Annotated in this window: 17 protein-coding genes and 1 pseudogene; 12 read left to right on the top strand and 6 right to left on the bottom strand. The window is 52.7% G+C overall.

Translation table 11 applies throughout. From position 1 onward, the window contains the following. Positions 1 to 163 precede the first annotated feature (163 nt). The 5 genes and pseudogenes from nudF (at position 164) to parE (ending at position 4,569) form a co-directional block, all read left to right on the top strand. Complete coding sequence (gene nudF / locus E6P06_RS23800) at positions 164 to 796, top strand: ADP-ribose diphosphatase (RefSeq protein WP_003024585.1); 633 nt, start codon at positions 164 to 166, stop codon at positions 794 to 796. Further along, a pseudogene (locus E6P06_RS23795) lies at positions 793 to 1,215 on the top strand (DUF1249 family protein). Before nudF ends, E6P06_RS23795 begins: the two are co-directional and overlap by 4 nt. Positions 1,216 to 1,239: 24 nt before the next feature. Beyond that, positions 1,240 to 2,067 (top strand): 3',5'-cyclic-AMP phosphodiesterase, encoded by an 828-nt coding sequence (gene cpdA / locus E6P06_RS23790; RefSeq protein WP_003838143.1) that lies wholly within the window; start codon positions 1,240 to 1,242, stop codon positions 2,065 to 2,067. After that, positions 2,067 to 2,648 (top strand): esterase YqiA, encoded by a 582-nt coding sequence (gene yqiA, locus E6P06_RS23785; protein WP_003024575.1) that lies wholly within the window; start codon positions 2,067 to 2,069, stop codon positions 2,646 to 2,648. Before cpdA ends, yqiA begins: the two co-directional genes overlap by 1 nt. A gap of 28 nt (positions 2,649 to 2,676) precedes the next feature. Beyond that, entirely contained in the window at positions 2,677 to 4,569 is a 1,893-nt protein-coding gene (gene parE, locus E6P06_RS23780) for a DNA topoisomerase IV subunit B (RefSeq protein WP_003024571.1), read from the top strand. 40 nt (positions 4,570 to 4,609) lie between these two features. Here the strand turns inward: parE and E6P06_RS23775 are convergent, their stop codons facing one another. Next, the gene (locus tag E6P06_RS23775; protein ID WP_046670287.1) at positions 4,610 to 5,461 is read right to left on the bottom strand and encodes an AraC family transcriptional regulator; all 852 of its coding nucleotides are present in this window, start codon (positions 5,459 to 5,461) and stop codon (positions 4,610 to 4,612) included. A gap of 165 nt (positions 5,462 to 5,626) precedes the next feature. Between E6P06_RS23775 and E6P06_RS23770 the strand changes: the two genes are divergently transcribed. From E6P06_RS23770 to E6P06_RS23760, 3 genes are read left to right on the top strand one after another with little or no spacing between them, the layout of a single operon-like run. Continuing rightward, positions 5,627 to 7,447, top strand: coding sequence for a DUF2264 domain-containing protein (locus E6P06_RS23770; protein ID WP_139935792.1), 1,821 nt, complete (start codon positions 5,627 to 5,629; stop codon positions 7,445 to 7,447). A 10-nt stretch (positions 7,448 to 7,457) separates the two neighbouring features. Beyond that, positions 7,458 to 8,726 carry an oligosaccharide MFS transporter gene (locus E6P06_RS23765; protein WP_003838149.1) on the top strand — a complete coding sequence of 423 codons (1,269 nt, stop codon included), beginning with the start codon at positions 7,458 to 7,460 and terminating at the stop codon, positions 8,724 to 8,726. A gap of 23 nt (positions 8,727 to 8,749) precedes the next feature. Next, positions 8,750 to 9,940 carry a glycoside hydrolase family 88 protein gene (locus tag E6P06_RS23760; protein ID WP_003846324.1) on the top strand — a complete coding sequence of 397 codons (1,191 nt, stop codon included), beginning with the start codon at positions 8,750 to 8,752 and terminating at the stop codon, positions 9,938 to 9,940. 72 nt (positions 9,941 to 10,012) lie between these two features. Here the strand turns inward: E6P06_RS23760 and E6P06_RS23755 are convergent, their stop codons facing one another. The 4 genes from E6P06_RS23755 to qseB all read right to left on the bottom strand — a co-directional run bounded on the left by E6P06_RS23755 (position 10,013) and on the right by qseB (position 13,054). Continuing rightward, the gene (locus tag E6P06_RS23755; protein ID WP_003024557.1) at positions 10,013 to 10,327 is read right to left on the bottom strand and encodes a putative quinol monooxygenase; all 315 of its coding nucleotides are present in this window, start codon (positions 10,325 to 10,327) and stop codon (positions 10,013 to 10,015) included. A gap of 30 nt (positions 10,328 to 10,357) precedes the next feature. Then, positions 10,358 to 10,939, bottom strand: coding sequence for an NAD(P)H-dependent oxidoreductase (locus tag E6P06_RS23750; protein WP_003838153.1), 582 nt, complete (start codon positions 10,937 to 10,939; stop codon positions 10,358 to 10,360). Between the two features lie 109 nt (positions 10,940 to 11,048). Beyond that, positions 11,049 to 12,398: a quorum sensing histidine kinase QseC gene (gene qseC / locus E6P06_RS23745; RefSeq protein WP_003846328.1), complete on the bottom strand. Its 1,350-nt coding sequence runs from the start codon at positions 12,396 to 12,398 to the stop codon at positions 11,049 to 11,051. Further along, positions 12,395 to 13,054 (bottom strand): quorum sensing response regulator transcription factor QseB, encoded by a 660-nt coding sequence (gene qseB, locus E6P06_RS23740; protein WP_003024547.1) that lies wholly within the window; start codon positions 13,052 to 13,054, stop codon positions 12,395 to 12,397. Before qseB ends, qseC begins: the two co-directional genes overlap by 4 nt. 150 nt (positions 13,055 to 13,204) lie before the next feature. On the opposite strand from qseB, the gene E6P06_RS23735 reads away from it, so the two are divergent. From E6P06_RS23735 to ftsP, 4 genes are all read left to right on the top strand, one after another. Beyond that, positions 13,205 to 13,603, top strand: a complete 399-nt coding sequence (locus tag E6P06_RS23735) for a YgiW/YdeI family stress tolerance OB fold protein (RefSeq protein WP_003024544.1) — start codon at positions 13,205 to 13,207, stop codon at positions 13,601 to 13,603. Positions 13,604 to 13,721: 118 nt separating this feature from the next. Further along, on the top strand, positions 13,722 to 15,980 hold the full coding sequence (gene parC, locus E6P06_RS23730) for a DNA topoisomerase IV subunit A (protein WP_003024543.1): 2,259 nt from the start codon (positions 13,722 to 13,724) through the stop codon (positions 15,978 to 15,980). A 195-nt stretch (positions 15,981 to 16,175) separates the two neighbouring features. Continuing rightward, positions 16,176 to 16,913 (top strand): 1-acylglycerol-3-phosphate O-acyltransferase, encoded by a 738-nt coding sequence (plsC, locus tag E6P06_RS23725; protein WP_003024540.1) that lies wholly within the window; start codon positions 16,176 to 16,178, stop codon positions 16,911 to 16,913. A 71-nt stretch (positions 16,914 to 16,984) separates the two neighbouring features. Beyond that, positions 16,985 to 18,397, top strand: a complete 1,413-nt coding sequence (gene ftsP / locus E6P06_RS23720; protein WP_139935791.1) for a cell division protein FtsP — start codon at positions 16,985 to 16,987, stop codon at positions 18,395 to 18,397. Positions 18,398 to 18,413: 16 nt separating this feature from the next. Here ftsP and E6P06_RS23715 read toward each other — a convergent pair whose 3' ends face one another. Beyond that, on the bottom strand, positions 18,414 to 19,889 hold the full coding sequence (locus tag E6P06_RS23715) for a TrkH family potassium uptake protein (RefSeq protein WP_016150983.1): 1,476 nt from the start codon (positions 19,887 to 19,889) through the stop codon (positions 18,414 to 18,416). Between the last annotated feature and the right edge of the window lie 153 nt (positions 19,890 to 20,042).

Raw genomic sequence — 20,042 nt, 5'->3', positions numbered from 1 at the left:
TGTAAAAATATTTGCTGATTCTAGCAGAATCCGCCACTGCAAAAAGTTGGCGTTACGTGCCATACGGCGTTAATTTGCATCAATTTAACACAAGGGCGTTCAAACATCAGTCAAACGACCTTGAAATTCACATTTTAATCACTATTGGTTTCAGGACAGCACAATGCGTAAACCAGACAACTTACCAATGACTTTCACTAAAAATGATGTAGAAATTATTGCACGAGAAACGCTATACCGCGGTTTTTTTTCACTGGATCTTTATCGGTTCCGCCATCGCCTGTTTAACGGTGGAATGAGCGGTGAGGTAAAGCGCGAAATTTTTGAGCGCGGACACGCGGCAGTCTTGCTACCCTTTGACCCTGAGCGGGACGAAGTTGTACTGGTCGAGCAGATACGTATCGCGGCGTTTGATACCAGCGAAAGCCCGTGGCTACTGGAAATGGTAGCCGGAATGATCGAAGAGGGCGAAACCGTTGAAGATGTGGCCCGTCGTGAAGCGATGGAAGAAGCCGGACTGGACGTTAAACGTACGAAACCCGTTCTGAGCTATCTGGCAAGCCCTGGCGGCACCAGTGAGCGCCTGTCTATTTTAGTTGGCGAAGTGGACGCTACGACCGCGAGCGGAATTCATGGTCTGGCTGATGAAAACGAAGATATTCGTGTTCATGTGGTGAGCCGGGAGCAGGCTTATCAATGGGTAGAAGAGGGGAAAATCGACAACGCGGCTTCTGTCATCGCCTTGCAATGGTTACAGCTGCACTATCAAGAGTTAAAAACTGAGTGGAAAAAATGAAGCGTTACACACCTGACTTTCCTGAAATGATGCGCCTGTGCGAAACCAACTATTCGCAATTGCGCCGCCTGCTGCCACGTAATGATGCAGCCGGTGAAACAGTGAGCTATCAGGTAGCAAACGCACAATATCGGTTAACGATCGTTGAATCGACCCGATACACTACGCTTGTCGCGATCGAACAAACAGCGCCGGCTGTCACATACTAGAGCCTGCCGTCATTGACCGTGCGCCTGTATCATGACGCGAGGGTGGCTGAAGTGTGTTCAAGTCAGCAGATCTTTCGCTTCAAAGCGCGGTATGATTATCCAAATAAAAAGTTGCATCAACGCGACGAAAAGCATCAAATTAATCAGTTTCTGGCCGACTGGCTACGGTACTGTTTAGCACATGGAGCGATGGCGATTCCGGTTTATTAGCGTCGTGAAACCTAAGGACACCATTTGGAAAGCCTGTTAACCCTTCCTTTGGCTGGTGAGGCCAGAGTCAGGATCTTACAAATTACAGACACTCACCTGTTTGCCGAAAAGCATGAAACGCTGCTGGGTGTGAATACCTGGGACAGTTATCAATCCGTACTGGATGCCATACATGCAGAGTCGCCTGAGTACGATCTGATCGTCGCGACGGGTGATTTGGCGCAGGATCAATCCGCTGCGGCCTATCAGCATTTTGCTGAGGGCATCGCAAGCTTTCGTGCGCCCTGCGTTTGGCTACCGGGCAATCACGATTTTCAGCCGGCAATGTACAGCGCGCTGCAGGACGCGGGAATTTCCCCTGCCAAGCGTGTTTTCATCGGTGAGCAGTGGCAAATATTGTTGCTCGACAGCCAGGTGTTCGGCGTTCCCCACGGTGAATTAAGTGAATTCCAGCTCGAATGGCTGGAGCGTAAACTTGCTGATGCACCAGAGCGTAATACCTTGCTGCTTCTGCATCATCATCCTCTGCCTGCGGGTTGTAGCTGGCTCGATCAGCATAGCCTGCGCAATGCCGCTGAGCTGGATAACGTGCTGGTGAATTATCCACGCGTGAAGTATCTGCTGTGCGGGCATATTCATCAGGAACTGGATCTGGACTGGAACGGACGCCGCCTGCTGGCGACGCCATCGACCTGCGTGCAGTTTAAGCCGCACTGTTCCAACTTCACATTGGATACCATCAGCCCCGGCTGGCGGACGCTGGAGCTTTTTGCTGACGGGACGTTGCAGACTCAGGTACGTCGTCTGCAGGGTAATCGGTTCCACCCTGATACCGCTTCAGAAGGCTACTGATGTCTACGCTTCTCTATCTTCACGGATTTAATAGCTCTCCTCGTTCGGCGAAGGCGTGTTTGCTGAAAAACTGGTTGGCGGAGCACCATCCGCACGTTGAGATGATCGTACCGCAGCTGCCGCCGTATCCGGCCCAGGCCGCAGAGATGCTGGAATCGATCATTCTTGAACATGGCGGAGAGTCGCTGGGGATTGTCGGCTCCTCATTAGGTGGTTATTACGCCACTTGGCTGTCGCAATGTTTTATGCTGCCGGCAGTGGTGGTGAACCCTGCTGTACGGCCTTATGAACTGCTGGTCGACTATCTCGGTCAAAACGAGAACCCCTACACGGGGCAGCAATATGTGCTAGAGTCACGCCATATTTACGATCTTAAAGTCATGCAGATTGACCCGCTGGAAGCGCCGGATTTGATCTGGCTGCTCCAACAAACGGGCGATGAAGTGTTGGACTACCGCCAGGCGGTGGCGTATTACGCCTCCTGCCGTCAGACAGTTATTGAGGGCGGAAACCACGCATTCACGGGCTTCGAAGATTATTTCAACCCGATTGTCGATTTCCTTGGACTGCACAGTTTCTGACGATCAATTCGAATTGCTTATTTAAACCATGACGCAAACTTATAACGCTGATGCCATTGAGGTACTCACTGGGCTTGAGCCGGTACGCCGTCGCCCTGGGATGTACACCGATACGACCCGTCCGAACCATCTTGGACAGGAAGTGATTGATAACAGTGTGGATGAAGCACTGGCGGGCCACGCGAAACGCGTGGACGTGATCTTACATGCCGACCAGTCTCTGGAAGTCATTGATGACGGACGCGGCATGCCAGTAGACATTCACCCTGAAGAGGGCGTTCCGGCGGTTGAGCTGATCCTCTGTCGTCTGCACGCGGGCGGCAAGTTCTCCAACAAGAACTACCAGTTCTCCGGTGGTCTGCACGGTGTGGGGATCTCCGTTGTTAACGCCCTGTCCAAACGTGTGGAAGTGAACGTACGCCGCGATGGGCAGGTATACAACATCGCGTTTGAGAATGGCGATAAAGTGCAGGATTTACAGGTTGTCGGTACCTGCGGCAAACGCAATACCGGGACCAGCGTGCACTTCTGGCCGGATGAAAGCTTCTTTGACAGCCCGCGTTTTTCTGTTTCGCGCTTAACGCACGTACTGAAAGCCAAAGCGGTACTATGCCCGGGCGTTGAAATCACCTTCAAGGATGAGGTCAACAACAGCGAACAGCGCTGGTGCTACCAGGATGGTCTGAATGACTATCTGAGCGAAGCGGTGAATGGCCTACCGACGCTGCCGGAAAAACCGTTTATCGGTAATTTCAGCGGTGAGACGGAGACGGTGGACTGGGCGCTGCTCTGGCTGCCGGAAGGCGGTGAGCTGCTGACCGAAAGCTATGTGAACCTGATCCCAACTATGCAGGGCGGGACGCACGTCAACGGTCTGCGTCAGGGTCTGCTGGATGCGATGCGCGAGTTCTGCGAATACCGCAATATTTTGCCGCGCGGCGTGAAGCTGTCGGCGGAAGATATCTGGGATCGCTGTGCTTACGTGCTGTCGGTAAAAATGCAGGATCCGCAGTTTGCCGGACAAACCAAAGAACGCCTCTCTTCGCGTCAGTGTGCGGCGTTTGTTTCTGGCGTGGTGAAAGATGCCTTCAGCCTGTGGCTGAACCAGAACGTACAGTCAGCCGAACTGCTGGCTGAGATGGCGATTTCCAGCGCCCAGCGTCGTCTGCGTGCGGCGAAAAAAGTGGTGCGTAAAAAGCTGACCAGCGGTCCGGCGCTGCCGGGTAAACTGGCGGACTGTACTGCACAGGATCTTAACCGCACCGAACTGTTTCTCGTCGAAGGTGACTCCGCAGGTGGTTCCGCCAAACAGGCGCGCGATCGTGAATATCAGGCGATCATGCCGCTCAAAGGTAAGATCCTCAATACCTGGGAAGTCTCTTCTGATGAAGTTCTGGCGTCTCAGGAAGTGCACGATATTTCGGTGGCGATCGGTATCGATCCGGACAGCGACGATCTGAGCCAGTTGCGTTACGGTAAGATCTGTATCCTGGCGGATGCGGACTCCGATGGTCTGCACATCGCCACGCTGCTGTGCGCACTGTTTGTGAAACACTTCCGCACGCTGGTGAAACACGGTCACGTGTACGTGGCGCTGCCGCCGTTATACCGTATCGACCTCGGTAAAGAGGTGTATTACGCGCTGACGGAAGAAGAGAAAGCGGGCGTACTGGAGCAGTTAAAGCGCAAGAAAGGTAAGCCGAACGTGCAGCGCTTTAAAGGACTGGGTGAAATGAACCCGATGCAGCTTCGTGAAACCACGCTGGATCCGAACACCCGTCGCCTGGTGCAGCTCATTATCGATGATGAAGACGATCAGCGTACCAACGCAATGATGGATATGCTGCTGGCCAAGAAGCGTTCTGAAGACCGTCGTAACTGGTTGCAAGAGAAAGGCGACCTGGCGGATCTCGAAGGCTAATTGACCGTTGAATGCCGGAAAAGCAACGTGCTTTCCGGCGTTATTGTTTATGCCGCTTGCGATACTGCAACGGCGTCTCGCCAATGCCTTTACCGAAGGCGCTGATGAAGTATGTTACCTCTGAAAATCCCACCTTTTGAGCAATCTCCCGCACGCTGATTTCACTGTGTAACAGCGCTTCACAGGCTTTGCGTAACCGCAGCGTATTGAGATAGTCGAGAATGCTCTCGCCCGTTTCCATCTGGAAGCGGCGGGATACATAGCTTTTTGATTTATTCAGCTCCTGCGCCAGCGCTGCCAGACTAAATTTGTGAGTGTAATGTTCATCCAGCCAGAACATCACCTGACTGGCAATTCCGCTGCTAATTTCCGGCATATTGCCATTATCGTCGGGTAACAGGCTGAATAAATTGACTAACAGACAGGCAACCTGCTCAGTGCTCAGCGGTTTTTGAGCGGCCATTTTTTCATAACGGCTGAAGAGAAAATCAACATGTGGATGAACATCCGCCGCGTCGACGACCCATGCTTCACTGCCGCGAATGCTCAGATTTTGCAGATGCTGTTGAGTATGAGGCAAGTCGCGCAGCACCTTCAGTACCGCATGTTGATCGAGATGAATAATGGTACGTCGATAACCATCCCGCGCCTGCTCATCGACCCAGATCTTGTGTAGGGTAAACGGCGGGAAAAAGAACATTCGTCCCGGTCGCATGGTGTATTGCTTATGGTCAACCGTAACCACGCCAAAGCCTTCTTCCACATACAGCACTTCCAGACACTGATGCCAGTGGTGATAACGCACCGTATTGGCGAATAAACGGCTGAACGACGCAACCGCATCATTAAGGGCGATCAGCTCCAGACGTTCTTGCGGTGAGGATAAAGTCATAGTGCAATAAATTTAAATTTTTGCCGCCGAATGGTAATTTATAAACCCTATTTTTAAATTTTCTCAATCACTGTTTTATTTTAATTCTGGTGCTGTGATTGACGTAACATTTCTGCTGCTCTGCGATTCACTATTCTTTAGCCACTTAATTCAGAGGGGCAGATTATGTGGTCAGCAACTGAAGAAAAATCAAATCCATTGTCATCACGCGAAGACGTAACGTGTGCGGTTAACGCCATTTTACGTGCGCTGGATCGGCAGTTTCCGGCGGGACAGGCTCAGTTTTCTCTTGGCAATACCTGTGCTCACTACAGCGCGGATATTGCCTGTATGGAAGGGCTTTCCCGGGCGTTGTGGGGGCTATTTCCTCTGATGGCAGGCGGGGCTAAAGTGCCGTTTGCCGAAAAGTACATTCAGGCGATAAAACTCGGTACTGACCCACAAAGCCCACATTACTGGGGAGACACCGGTCCTTACGATCAGCGTCTGGTTGAGATGGCTGCTTATGGCCTGGGTCTGGCATTGTTACAGACGCAATTAACGGAGCATTTCTCCCTGAGCGAACGCGAGAATCTGCACCGCTGGCTGAATCAGATAACCGACTCGCAAATGCCGGACAGCAACTGGAACTACTTTGCGATTATCGTTCAGCTTGGTTTCAAGCGTGCGGGTCTGCCTTACGATCAGGCGGTTATCGATCGCCGCTTTGAGCTGATGGAAGCCTACTATCTTGGTGACGGTTGGTATTCCGATGGTCCCGGTCGACCGAAAGATTACTACATCTCAATGGCTTTTCACTTCTACGGCCTGTTGTATGCCACCCTCAGCCCGGATGACACCGAACGCGCTGTCGTTCTGCGTGAACGTTCGCGCTTGTTTGCCGAAGATTTTATTTACCTGTCCGCCGCTGACGGCGCATCGGTGCCGTTTGGCCGCAGCCTGACCTACCGCTTTGCCATGGTTGCCTTCTGGAGCGCGGTGGCGTTTGCCGAACTGGATGTTCTTTCGCCAGGCATAATCAAAGGGGTGATCCTGCGTCATTTGCGCTGGTGGCAGAAGCAGCCGATTTTCGATCGTGATGGCATTCTGACGCTGGGGTTTGCCTACCCGAATCTGGCGATGTGTGAAGACTACAACTCGCCGGGATCGCCTTATTGGGCATTGAAGGTTTTTTTGATTCTTGCACTGCCGGAGGATCATCCATTCTGGCAGGCTGAAGAGCTGGCGCTACCGCAACTGGTTGAAAAACGCGTTATCCCCCATGCTGCGCAGATCCTGCAGCATAGTGAGCATTCTGAGCATGTCATGATGTTGACCTCAGGCCAGCTTGAACTGAACAACTACGTTAATACCGAAGCCAAATACACCAAATTTGCCTACTCCAGCCGCTTTGGTTTCACCATTGAGCGCGGCCGTTACGGCATCAAACATGCGGCCTGTGACTCTATGCTGCTGTTGGCGGACGGCGATGGCTACTATCGTGGCCGTCGTCAGTGCGACGAGGTTCGGGTCGATGAGAATTTTATCTGGTCCCGCTGGTCTCCCTGGCATGACGTAATGATTGAGACCTGGCTTGTCCCGTTTGGCGAATGGCATCTTCGCCTGCACCGTATTAACAGTGCGCGAACGCTGCAAACGGTGGAAGGGGGATTTGCGGTGATGAAAGCCGAGCCTCGGTTATGTGAGCGTGGATGCCTCCTTGCGGCATGCAACGGAACCAGCGTTATCGTTGATCTGTCGCCGTCCATAGTTCGCCAGCCAGACAGCGTGGTCACGCCGCCGAACAGTAGCATCATGTTCCCTGAATGTGCGTCGATTCCTGTGTTGACCAGCGAAATCCCGCAGGGCGAAAGCTGGCTTTGCTGCGCCGTGAGTGCCAGCGGGCAGCAAAGACAGTACTCAGCCGTTCCGCAGCTATCCATCAACAATAACCAGGTTGTTATTCAGCAACCTGAAAATGCACGCCAGTTGTCGTTCTTTTTATAGCGAGGGTGGTATGAAAAATAATTCAACGGGAAATCGGACTGAATATTATAAAATAAGCAGTTTTATATTCCTTTATTTCTTTACCTGGTCCGCAAGTATTGGTTTGTTGGCTATCTGGTTGGGGCAAAAAGCGCAGTTGAGCGGTACGGTGATCGGCACCGTATTTGCTGTGAACGGTATTTTCTCGGTTATTCTGAAGCCTATTTATGGCTATATCCTCGATAAAATAGGTATGAGCAAATATCTGCTCTATTTCGTCGTAGTGATGTCAGCGTTAATGGCACCGTTTTTTATTTATATCTATCAGCCATTATTACTCTCCAATACCATGCTGGGTATTATAGTTGGCGCGATTTACTTGAGCTTTGCGTGGTATGCCGGGGTGGCGGCCTGTGAATCTTATTCTGACCGCTACAGCCGTCTGAACGGCATGGAGTTTGGGCAGATCCGTATGTGGGGGTCGCTTGGCTGGGCGGTGGCGTCATCGTTCTCTGGCCTGCTGTTTAACCTCTCACCGGCCTATAACTTTATGCTCGGCAGCCTGACGTCAGTGGTGATGCTGGTTGTTCTGGTGAGTCTGAAAGTCAATGTCAATGCGGCCAACGCCTCGGAGGTGATAACTAAAGAGAAAATCTCCCCGACGGATGTTTACGCCCTGCTGCGTAATCGCAAATTTTGGGCATTCTGCCTGTACGTTGCGGGCGTGGCGTGGATGATGTTTATCGCGGAGCAGCAGTTCTCCCGCTACTTCGTCACTTTCTTTGCCGATGTACATGAAGGGAACGCCGTCTTTGGTTATCTGGGCACCGTGCAGTCGGGAATGGAATTTGTCATGTACATGGTCATTCCGCTATTCGTCAATTATATTGGCGCGAAGCGTGGTCTGCTGATTGTTGGGGCGCTGGTGGGCGCGCGATTGGTGATATCTGGGCTATGTGACTCTCATTTATTAATTTCTGTGCTGAAGCCGCTATACGGTCTGGAGATCTGTTTATTACTGGTTTCCGTCTTCAAATATATTGCCGAGCATTTTGATAAACGTGTCAATGCGACCATGTATTTACTGGGTTATCAGGCGATGCTGTATGTCGGTAACGTGGTGGTTTCCTCTCCTGCCGGATTAATGTACGACCGGATAGGCTTTGAAAAGACATATATCATTATGGGCATTGTGGCGCTGACCTTTACATTGATATCGGCATTTACTTTATCAGCCTGTCAGAGCAAACGTGGCAAAAATATCGCTCTCGATATTGCTGAAAATACCCCTGCAAAATAATTTACGTCATAAGGAACCGAAATATGTTAAATCATATCGTTGAGGAATCGTTGCGCGTATTTCCTGGCAGTCCGGTTAATCCCGGCAGTTTTCAGGATCAAATAAGTTGCGCCCGAGAAGATGTCCTCGAATTGATTAGCCGTCATTTAACGGAATTCGGTGAACAATTTCCTGCCGAAACCTGTGTGCAAGGTTATTACCCACTGACAGAGAATGTGGAATGGACGACCAGCTTCTGGACCGGGCAGTTATGGCTGGCGTGGGAAATGAGTGGTGAGAGCAAATTTCGTGAGATGGCGGAGAAGCATGTGCGTTCGTTTGGTCTGCGTATTGCCGGACGCCACGATACCAACACCCACGACCTGGGATTCCTCTACACGCTTTCCTGTGTGGCGGCCTGGCGATTGACCGGCAATCGCGATGCTCGAGGTTTTTCCCTGATGGCGGCAGAAGCGCTGTTGGAGCGTTTTCATGAAAAGGCGCAGATCATCCAGGCGTGGGGCGATCTTCGCGATCCCGATCAGGCAGGACGGATGATCATTGACTGCAATATGAATCTGCCGCTGCTGTACTGGGCTAGCGAGCAAACGGGCGATCCGCGTTTTGCGAATGCGGCGAAGGCCCACGTTGCGCAGGCAGCCAAATATCTGATCCGCCAGGATGCGTCGACCTTCCACACCTACTATATGGACGTGCAAACCGGCGCACCGCGTTACGGTAATACGCAGCAGGGCTATGCTGATGATTCTTGCTGGTCGCGTGGGCAGGCATGGGGGATTTATGGTTTTCTGCTGAGCTATATTTACACTGGCGATACACAAATGGTGCAGCTGTCGAAAAAGCTGGCCAACTACTTTCTTAATCGCCTGCCGGAAGATGCCGTTTGCCACTGGGATCTGGCATTAGTCGGAACCGATGCGCTGCGCGATTCATCTTCGGCGGCGATTGCCGTCTGTGGTCTGCTGGAGCTGATTAAACATCTGCCGGTGACCGATCCGGATCGCGAGTGCTACCAGCAGTGGGCGATGGGGATCATGTCTTCGCTGACCAGGCATTATCTGATGGGTAAAGATGAACAGGGGAACGGGCTACTGAAACACTCGGTGTATCACCTGTCGAGCAACAAAGGGGTCGATGAGTGTGCAAGTTGGGGGGATTATTTCTACGTTGAAGCGTTAATGCGCTTCACTCAGAGCTGGAAGCTCTACTGGTAAGGAGTGCCCGGTGGCGCTGCGGTTGAATGCCGGATGGTGGCCTAAAACGCCTCATCCGGCAAATCGACAACCTTAAATACCCGACTCCAGAATTCGAATATTCATGTCCAGCACGTCACCTTTCACGGCTTCGCTGTAGGCTTTCATATGCGGGGTCTGCAAATGCGCTTCAAGATGCGCGATGCTTTCCCACTGCTCAACCATCACGATTGAATCTGGCGCTGTGGTCTGAAAACTCACACCTGCGGCATGATCCACCATCGGCGCATAGCCGTGGCAGCCTTCTTCTTTCAGTACGGTCGGAACGATTTTAGCAAACTGATCCAGTACCGCCTGGCGGTGATGTTGACCTGGACGTGTACGGATTTCTGCAATAACGGTAAGCATGGTTAACTCCTTCTAATTCCAGGTTACCAGTTAACCAAAAATTTCGGTCAGATGCTTGCGATATTCTGCGATATAGCGCGGGACGTCCGGCATTTTAATCACATCATTGGTGATAAAGGTCGGCAGCGCTTCCATTCCCAGGAACTGGTTTGCTTTATGGAACGGGAGATAGACGCCATCAACACCAACGCCATGGAAGAACTGGTCTTTTTCAGTGAAGGCTTCCATCGGTGCGTTCCAGGTCAGGGACAGCATGTATTTTTTGCCCTGAATCAGCCCGCCGGAGCCATATTTTTTAGAGGCATCTGAACGTGTGCGGCCATCGCTGGCGTACAGCGTGCCGTGACCTTCGGTAAACACGTCATCGATGTATTTTTTCACGGTCCACGGTGCGCCCATCCACCAGCCTGGCATCTGCCAGATAACCGCATCGGCCCAGACGAAATTCTGCACTTCTGTTTTTACGTCATAATCGCTGTCCGCGCGTACGACTTTAACATCATGCCCGAGGTCGCGCAGGATACCGTCCGCGACCTCGGTCAGGGTGTCATTCAGTTGGCCATTAGAATGGCCGAATTTTTTCGCCCCGTTGATAATCAGAATGTTGCTCATTTTGTGTCCTCAAGGAAATACGTTTGAGGACGATTTTACCCCCACCAGCGGTGCGGTGAAATTAGCAAAATGTGCAAAGTCTTTTGCTATTTGAGCAATAATAATGCAGTTACCAACTGACCTTAGCTTCAAAGCCACCTTCCGAAGCGTTGCCAAACGAGGCTGACATTCCATGCAATGTTGCGATACGGCGGACAATTGACAGGCCGAGACCGCTGCCGGTCACGCTTTGTCCTGGTGGACGATAAAAACGTTCACCGATGTGTGTAAGTACCTCCGGCGCAACGCCAGGACCATTATCTTTGACGCTGAAATTGCGGGCGTTGAGCGTCACTTCCACAATGCTCCCCTGCGGACTGTAGCGAATGGCATTATCCAGCAGATTTCGTACCATCAGGCTCAGCAACAGCGGCTGTCCTGTGCGCATAATATTGTGTGCGTTAATCTGCAAACGTACGTCAATGTGCGCCTGCTGGGCCGGGTGGTAGATATCCATCACCGCGGATTGCAGTAGCTCCTCCAATGAAATTTCCGCCACATCCTGAAGATTATCGAGGGAGTCGAGGCGCGAAAGCGTCAGGAGCTGATCGACCAGTCGGGTGGCGCGTTCAATTCCCGCATGTAGCTGCGCCAGCGCTTTTTCCCGCGTTTGCGGGTCGTCGTCTGACAGTTGCACCACTTCGGTTTGCACCTTCAGCGCGGTCAACGGACTGCGCAGCTCATGGGCGGCATCAGAAGTGAAGCGGCGTTCACGCACCATCATTGAGTGGATGCGGGTAAACAGCTGATTTAGCGATTCAACCAGCGGGCGCACTTCGCTTGGCACACCTTTCGAGTCGAGCGGCTCTTCTGATTCCGGGGCGCGCCAGCGCAGAGCTTGCGCCAGTTTTTTTAGCGGCCTGAGTTCGCGACTCAGCATGACCACCAGGATCAGCAACATCAGCGGCAGCGCAACCAGCCATGGGGTTAATTGTGCAGTAAGGATCGACAGCGCCATATCCTCCCGATATTCCCACTCCTGGCCCACCACAATGCGATATTTCCCATCAGCGGAATTCAGCCACAGGAAGCGCCAGGAATCGCTGTCGCCCCTGAGTTGGCCGTCGCTAAACCCTTCCCGGCTGTAGCTGTAGGGAATATCCTGGCCATTATCGCCATCGTGTAGCACCATTTTGCCGTCGGTGGAGTAGATGGCAAACGCCAGTGCGTCGTCATCAATATGGCCATGCTTCAGTTTCTTTGGCGTGCGGGCCATATTGCTTGAGGTGGTGACATCGCTGATATCCAGCGTGCTAAGCCGCTTGGCGAACAGCATCAGCTGGGTATCAAACAGCTCATCGACATTATCGGTAGTCTGCCTCCAGGCCACAAAACTGGATACGGCCCAGGTGGCTGATGCCAGAATCAGAAAAATAAGCGTTAGCCTGACGCGCAGGCTGAGGCGTTGTGTGAGTTTCATGCGTCACCCAGGGTGTAGCCAATGCCATGCACGGTACGGATAAAGTCGCTGCCGAGCTTACGGCGTAAGTGATGAACGTGGACCTCAACCGCATTGCTGGAGACATTTTCGTCCCAGGTATACAGTTTTTCTTCAATCAGTTTGCGGGGCAGGACGCGACCTTTGTTGCGCATCAGCAGTTCCAGCAGCGCGAACTCTTTAGGTTTGAGTGACAAAGGTTCACCCGCCGCCGTGGCGACCAATGCGCCAGGATCGAGCGTTACCTGGCCATGGCGCAATGTGTTGCTGGCCTGGCCGCTGGCACGACGCACCAGCGCCTCCAGTCTGGCAGCAACTTCGATTAGCGCAAAGGGTTTACACAGATAGTCATCTGCGCCCAGGCGCAGGCCTTCAACGCGTTCCGCCAGCGCGTCGCGAGCGGTCAGAATCAGTACCGGCTCCTGCTTCCCGTTAGCTCGCCATTCGCGCAAAATGTCCCGTCCGTCTATGCCTGGCAGTGTCAGGTCGAGGATTACCGCATCATAAGGTGCGCTGTAGAGTGCTTCTTTCCCCTGGCGGCCTTCGGTAAACCAGTCAATGCTGAAACCCATTTTACTCAGACCTGTTTTCAGGCCATCGCCAATCAACGTGTCATCTTCGATCAGTAAAATACGCATATGTTCTTCCCTGCGATAACTCATTTGCAGTCAGTAAACCTGTGGCTACAGTCTCTGTACAGTAAAAAAAGTATCTTTTTTTGCCTTAAGAACTTGTTAAGGATTAACTTATTTAATAGTCGTAAACCAACATGAAAGGGAGACATGACGATGAAAAAATTAGCTGCAATGGTTGCCGTAATGGCACTGTGTTCCGCACCTGTTCTGGCAGCTCAGCAGGGCGGCTTCTCTGGGCCAACGACAACCACTACGCAGAGCCAAAACGGCGGATTTGTCGGCCCTAACGGTAGCAGCACGACAGTAGAAAGCGCCAAATCACTGCGTGATGACACCTGGGTTACCCTGCGCGGGAACATCGTTGAGCGTATTTCCGACGACCTGTATGTGTTTAAAGATGCGACCGGCACAGTGAATGTGGATATCGACCACAAGCGCTGGAACGGCGTAACCGTCACACCGCAGGATGTGGTTGAAATCCAGGGTGAAGTGGATAAAGACTGGAACTCCGTTGAAATCGACGTGAAACAGATTACCAAAGTTGCTAAGTAATCCCCATCAGGGCCGCATTCGCGGCCCTTTTCTTTGTGACTCAACACGCCAGATAGGGTAGTATCTGCGGCAATATTGCCCTTCAATAGAGGGGTACAAAGTTGAGGAACCACGATTAATGAGCGATATGGCAGAGCGCCTGGCGCTGCATGAATTCACGGAAAACGCCTATCTGAACTATTCCATGTACGTCATCATGGATAGGGCGTTGCCATTTATTGGCGATGGTTTGAAACCCGTTCAGCGTCGCATCGTGTACGCGATGTCCGAACTGGGGCTGAATGCCAGCGCCAAATTTAAAAAATCCGCCCGTACCGTCGGTGACGTGCTGGGTAAATACCATCCGCACGGCGACAGCGCCTGCTATGAAGCGATGGTGCTGATGGCGCAGCCGTTCTCTTACCGTTATCCGCTGGTTGACGGGCAGGGGAACTGGGGGGCGCCGGACGATCCGAAATCCTTCGCGGCGATGCGTTATACCGAATCCCGCCTGTCTAAATATGCGGAAGTCCTGCTGGGTGAGCTTGGTCAGGGCACGTCGGACTGGGTGCCTAACTTCGACGGCACCATGCAGGAGCCGAAGATGCTGCCTGCGCGTCTGCCAAATATTCTGCTCAACGGTACGACCGGTATTGCCGTTGGTATGGCAACGGACATTCCGCCGCACAACCTGCGTGAAGTGGCAAAAGCAGCGATTACTCTCATTGAGCAGCCGAAAACGACGCTGGATCAGTTGCTGGATATCGTGCAGGGGCCGGATTACCCGACCGAAGCGGAGATCATTACCTCGCGCGCGGAGATTCGTAAGATTTACGAAAACGGACGCGGCTCCGTACGTATGCGTGCGGTATGGACGAAAGAAGACGGCGCGGTGGTGATTTCCGCGCTGCCACATCAGGTTTCCGGGGCAAAAGTGCTGGAGCAGATCGCTGCTCAAATGCGCAATAAAAAGCTGCCGATGGTAGACGACCTGCGCGACGAATCGGATCACGAAAACCCGACTCGTCTGGTGATTGTCCCGCGCTCCAATCGCGTGGATATGGAGCAGGTGATGAACCACCTGTTTGCCACCACCGATCTGGAAAAAAGTTACCGCATCAACCTGAACATGATCGGTCTTGATGGTCGTCCGGCGGTGAAAAACCTGCTGGAGATCCTCACCGAATGGCTGGCGTTCCGCCGCGATACCGTGCGCCGCCGCCTGAATTATCGTCTGGAAAAAGTGCTCAAGCGCCTGCACATTCTTGAAGGCTTGCTGGTGGCGTTCCTCAATATTGACGAAGTAATCGAAATTATTCGTCATGAAGATGAACCTAAGCCAGAGCTGATGTCGCGGTTTGGTATTTCTGAAACCCAGGCTGAAGCCATCCTTGAGCTGAAATTGCGCCATCTTGCCAAACTCGAAGAGATGAAAATCCGCGGCGAGCAGGATGAACTGGCGAAAGAGCGCGATCAGTTGCAGGCCATTCTGGCATCTGAACGTAAAATGAATAACCTGCTGAAGAAAGAGCTGCAGGCTGACGCTGAGGCCTATGGCGACGATCGTCGTTCTCCGCTGCAGGAGCGCGAAGAAGCGAAGGCGATGAGCGAGCACGACATGCTGCCGTCTGAACCGGTGACTATTGTGTTGTCCCAGAGTGGCTGGGTGCGTAGCGCGAAAGGCCACGACATCGATGCGCCGGGATTAAGCTATAAAGCGGGCGACAGCTTTAAGTCGGCAGTGAAGGGTAAGAGCAATCAGCCGGTGGTGTTCGTGGACTCGACCGGCCGCAGCTATGCCATCGATCCGATTACGCTGCCGTCGGCGCGCGGTCAGGGTGAACCGCTGACCGGGAAGCTCACTCTGCCGCCGGGCGCGACGGTTGAGCACATGCTGATGGAAGGCGATGATCAGAAACTGCTGATGGCATCGGATGCGGGCTATGGTTTTGTCTGCACCTTCAATGACCTGGTAGCACGTAACCGTGCAGGTAAAGCATTGATTACGCTGCCAGAGAATGCGCGCGTCATGCAGCCGGTGGTGATTGAAGATGAAACCGATATGCTGCTGGCGATTACTCAGGCTGGTCGCATGTTGATGTTCCCGGTGAGCGATTTACCGCAGTTGTCGAAAGGCAAAGGGAACAAGATCATTAATATCCCTTCAGCGGAAGCGGCGAAAGGCGAGGATGGTCTGGCGCAACTTTACGTGCTGCCGCCGCAGAGCACGCTGACTATCCACGTCGGTAAGCGCAAAATCAAACTGCGTCCCGAAGAGTTGCAGAAAGTGACCGGCGAGCGCGGCCGTCGCGGCACGCTAATGCGTGGTCTGCAGCGTATCGACAGCATTGAGATTGACTCGCCTCGACGCGCCAGTCACGGCGACAGCGAAGAATAACGCTACCGTCCGGCTCTCCCTGTTAAAGCCCAGGGAGAGCCAACGTTAAAAATTCCCGTGAAACCGTTGTTTATTCGTGCGTTGCGATTAACAATACGCTTTTCCAGAGAGCCGCCCTTAACAAAGCCCTAACCTGATACCGCGTGATGAATCAGGTGACGTAAAATGCCAGGCTCTTAGGCCTTAGAGGTTGTTATGCTATATATTTTTCGTTTAATTATTACTGTTATTTACTGCGTTCTGGTCTGTATTTTCGGTTGCATATACTGTCTGTTCAGCCCGCGAAATCCAAAACACGTTGCAACGTTCGGTCATATGTTTGGCCGCCTGGCTCCCCTTTATGGTCTGAAGGTCGAGTGCCGCATGCCGGCAGACGCGCAGAACTATGGTAATGCTATCTATATTTGTAACCATCAGAACAACTATGACATGGTTACTGCTGCGAATATCGTTCAACCGCCGACGGTGACGGTAGGTAAAAAAAGCCTGCTGTGGATCCCTTTCTTCGGGCAGCTGTACTGGTTAACCGGTAACCTGCTGATTGACAGAAATAACCGCGCAAAAGCGCACAGCACCATTGCTGCCGTGGTTAATCATTTCAAAAAACGCCGCATTTCTATCTGGATGTTCCCGGAAGGAACGCGTAGCCGCGGTCGCGGTCTGCTTCCGTTTAAAACCGGCGCGTTCCATGCAGCGATTGCTGCTGGTGTCCCGGTCATTCCGGTGTGCGTTTCCACAACCTCGAACAAGATAAAATTAAACAGACTCAATAATGGTCTGGCGATTGTCGAGATGTTGCCGCCGGTGGATATTAGCCACTTTGGCAAAGATCAGGTTCGTGAACTGGCAGCACATTGCCGCACGTTGATGGAACAAAAAATCGCAGAGCTCGATAAAGAAGTTGCTGAGCGGGAAGCCGCCGGTAAGGTTTAATCCGCGCAATTCGGGTTTTTTACAGGAAATGACTTCCTGCGTGTTAATAGCCAGTTTTTTATGGAGTTTATATGTCATTCAGTCGGCGTCAGTTCATTCAGGCATCGGGGATCGCACTGTGTGCAGGTGCTGTTCCGCTGAAGGCTAATGCTGCCGGTCAGCAACAACCGTTACCTGTGCCTCCGCTGCTGGAATCCCGCCGGGGGCAGCCGCTATTTATGACGCTGCAACGTGCGCACTGGTCCTTTACACAAGGCACGCGCGCACCTGTCTGGGGAATTAACGGCCGCTACCTGGGACCGACAATTCGCGTCTGGAAAGGGGATGACGTCAAGCTTATCTACAGCAACCGTCTGACTGAGAATGTCTCGATGACCGTCGCCGGGTTACAGGTACCAGGCCCGCTGATGGGCGGCCCGGCGCGCATGATGTCCCCGAATGCTGACTGGGCGCCGGTGCTACCGATTCGCCAGAATGCCGCCACGTTGTGGTATCACGCCAATACGCCAAATCGTACTGCTCAGCAGGTCTATAACGGCCTTGCCGGGATGTGGCTGGTTGAAGATGAAGTGAGTAAATCACTGTCTATTCCCAACCACTATGGCGTGGATGATTTTCCGGTCATTATCCAGGACAAGCGGCTGGACAACTTTGGCACGCCGGAATACAGCGAGCCCGGCAGCGGTGGCTTTGTCGGTGATACGCTGCTGGTCAATGGGGCGCAAAGCCCGTATGTCGAAGTCTCCCGCGGCTGGGTGCGCTTGCGTTTACTGAACGCTTCAAACTCGCGTCGTTACCAGTTGCAAATGAGCGATGGCCGTGCGCTGCATGTGATTTCCAGCGATCAGGGCTTTTTACCTGCGCCCGTTTCGGTGAAACAGCTTTCGCTTGCGCCTGGCGAGCGTCGTGAGATCCTGGTGGATATGACGAACGGTAATGAGGTCTCTATCACCTGTGGCGAGGCAGCCAGTATTGTCGACAGGATCCGCGGGTTCTTTGAGCCTTCCAGTATTCTCATCTCCACGCTGGTACTGACTCTGCGTCCAACGGGGCTTCTGCCGCTGGTGACTGACAGCCTGCCAATGCGCCTGCTGCCAACGGAAATCCTCAGCGGTTCGCCGATTCGCAGCCGTGATATCAGCCTGGACGATGACCCTGGCATCAACGGTCAGCTGTGGGACGTCAATCGTATGGATATTACCGCTCAGCAGGGCTCCTGGGAGCGCTGGACGGTGCGGGCGGATATGCCCCAGCCCTTCCATATTGAAGGCGTCTCGTTCCTGATCCGTAATGTGAATGGCGCGATGCCGTTCCCGGAAGACAGAGGCTGGAAAGATACCGTCTGGGTTGACGGCCAGGTTGAATTACTGGTTTATTACGGACAGCCTTCCTGGGCCCATTTCCCGTTCTACTTTAATAGCCAGACGCTGGAAATGGCAGATCGTGGCTCAATCGGACAGATGTTGGTGAACCCGGCGCCGTAATGCGCCGGGATTTCCGTTATGCCCGCCAGAACATGCGCGAGAACAGGATCAGAATGGGGTAAATCTCCAGACGCCCCATGATCATGGCCGCGCACATCAGTAGCTTTGCTTCCTCATTTAAGGTGCCAAATGTCGTGGCGGTGACGCCAAATCCTAGCCCCATATTGTTGATGCAGGCGGCGACGGTGGCAAAAGAGGAGAAGAGATCGTAGCCCATCAGATTGAGCGCCCAGATAAAAAAGCTGGTGAACAAAACGTAGAGAAAGAAAAAGCTCCATACCGAACGCACCACCCGGTCGCTTACCACGCTATTGCCCACTTTAATGTTCAGCAGGGCACGGGGATGCGCGAGCTGGTGTAACTCCTGACGGCACTGCTTGAACATAATCAAAAAACGCAGCACCTTAATCCCCCCGCAGGTCGATCCCACACAACCGCCGAAGAAACTGGCGCTGAGCAGCATGAAGATCGTGTGCGAAGGCCACTGCGCATAATCCGCCGTCGACAGGCCATTATCTGTCAGCATCGAACTTGCCAGAAAAAAAGCATGCACCAGGCTGTCCGTTAATCCGTACATGCCTGCCCGCCAAACTTGCCAGGTGGCGATCAGAGTGACAACCAACGCAATAAGCAAAAAGAAACGCAGTTCGGCATTACGACGAAAGGGTTTGAAGGTACGTTTCACGATAGCCACGTACCAGAGGGTGAAGTTAAACGCAGACAACAGGGAAAACACCCCAGCGACCAGCTCGATCGCATGGCTGTTATAGAAGCCGATGCTTTCACTGCGAGTGGAAAATCCGCCGAGAGAAACCGTCGACAGCCCGTGGCATAAGGCATCGAAGAACGACATCCCGGCAGCCCAGTAGGCCAGGGTACAGATAAGACCCAGAATGACATAGGTCAGCCACAGCGTACGTGCAGTATCGGCAAGTCTTGGCGTGAGGCGTTCTTCTTTAAAAGGGCCCGGCATTTCAGACTGATACAGCTTCATGCCGCCGATACCCAAAAGCGGTAATACCGCCACGGCGAGGACAATAACACCCAGGCCACCAATAAAATTGAGCTGGGCCCGATAGTAGAGATACGACTTCGGCATGGCGCTGACGTCGCCAATTACCGTTGCGCCCGTGGTGGTAATCCCGGAAACCCCTTCAAACAGGGCATCCGCAAAGGAGAGGTTTAAGCCATCGTCCATCCACATCGGCATCGCGCTGATAAACGAAAACAACAGCCAGAACAGGACGATAATAACGAAACCATCCCGTGTTCGCAGTTGAATACCCGCATGTTTGGTTGCCAGCCACGCCCCGCCGCCGAGGGTGAAGAAAGTCATAAATGTGCTGAAAAAAGCGAACAAGCTCCGCTCTTTGTTTAACAAAGCGATGGTCATCGGTGGCAGCATAGAAAAGCTGTAGAGAAGAACCAGAAACCCACACAGGTGAACAACAACCCGTAGCTGGGAAATATGCAGTGAATCGTTGAGTCGCAATGAAAAATCCCCCGCCGAAAAAGAGTTATCTCAGCTGGTCGGCATGGTGTTAATTATGATTGATAAAAATGAGCGTCGTAAAATTTAACAATTTATATAACTTTCTACTGCCCTGGTTCAGACTCCACTTCATTTCTTGTCGACATACAGCGT

The organism is Citrobacter sp. CF971, from assembly GCF_006385635.1.
Classification (GTDB): Bacteria; Pseudomonadota; Gammaproteobacteria; order Enterobacterales; family Enterobacteriaceae; genus Citrobacter; species Citrobacter freundii.
Note: the sequence above shows the minus strand (reverse complement) of the source record. Positions and strands in the feature narration are given on the sequence as shown.

Bases quoted from the DNA above. Each gene is read 5' to 3' on its own strand.
- E6P06_RS23770 (WP_139935792.1), top strand. From the start codon at position 5,627: ATGTGGTCAGCAACTGAAGAAAAATCAAATCCATTGTCATCACGCGAA.
- E6P06_RS23765 (WP_003838149.1), top strand. From the start codon at position 7,458: ATGAAAAATAATTCAACGGGAAATCGGACTGAATATTATAAAATAAGC.
- plsC (WP_003024540.1), top strand. From the start codon at position 16,176: ATGCTATATATTTTTCGTTTAATTATTACTGTTATTTACTGCGTTCTG.
- nudF (WP_003024585.1), top strand. From the start codon at position 164: ATGCGTAAACCAGACAACTTACCAATGACTTTCACTAAAAATGATGTA.
- yqiA (WP_003024575.1), top strand. From the start codon at position 2,067: ATGTCTACGCTTCTCTATCTTCACGGATTTAATAGCTCTCCTCGTTCG.
- qseC (WP_003846328.1), bottom strand. From the start codon at position 12,398: ATGAAACTCACACAACGCCTCAGCCTGCGCGTCAGGCTAACGCTTATT.
- E6P06_RS23775 (WP_046670287.1), bottom strand. From the start codon at position 5,461: ATGACTTTATCCTCACCGCAAGAACGTCTGGAGCTGATCGCCCTTAAT.
- E6P06_RS23760 (WP_003846324.1), top strand. From the start codon at position 8,750: ATGTTAAATCATATCGTTGAGGAATCGTTGCGCGTATTTCCTGGCAGT.
- parE (WP_003024571.1), top strand. From the start codon at position 2,677: ATGACGCAAACTTATAACGCTGATGCCATTGAGGTACTCACTGGGCTT.
- qseB (WP_003024547.1), bottom strand. From the start codon at position 13,054: ATGCGTATTTTACTGATCGAAGATGACACGTTGATTGGCGATGGCCTG.
- E6P06_RS23750 (WP_003838153.1), bottom strand. From the start codon at position 10,939: ATGAGCAACATTCTGATTATCAACGGGGCGAAAAAATTCGGCCATTCT.
- E6P06_RS23755 (WP_003024557.1), bottom strand. From the start codon at position 10,327: ATGCTTACCGTTATTGCAGAAATCCGTACACGTCCAGGTCAACATCAC.
- ftsP (WP_139935791.1), top strand. From the start codon at position 16,985: ATGTCATTCAGTCGGCGTCAGTTCATTCAGGCATCGGGGATCGCACTG.
- parC (WP_003024543.1), top strand. From the start codon at position 13,722: ATGAGCGATATGGCAGAGCGCCTGGCGCTGCATGAATTCACGGAAAAC.
- E6P06_RS23735 (WP_003024544.1), top strand. From the start codon at position 13,205: ATGAAAAAATTAGCTGCAATGGTTGCCGTAATGGCACTGTGTTCCGCA.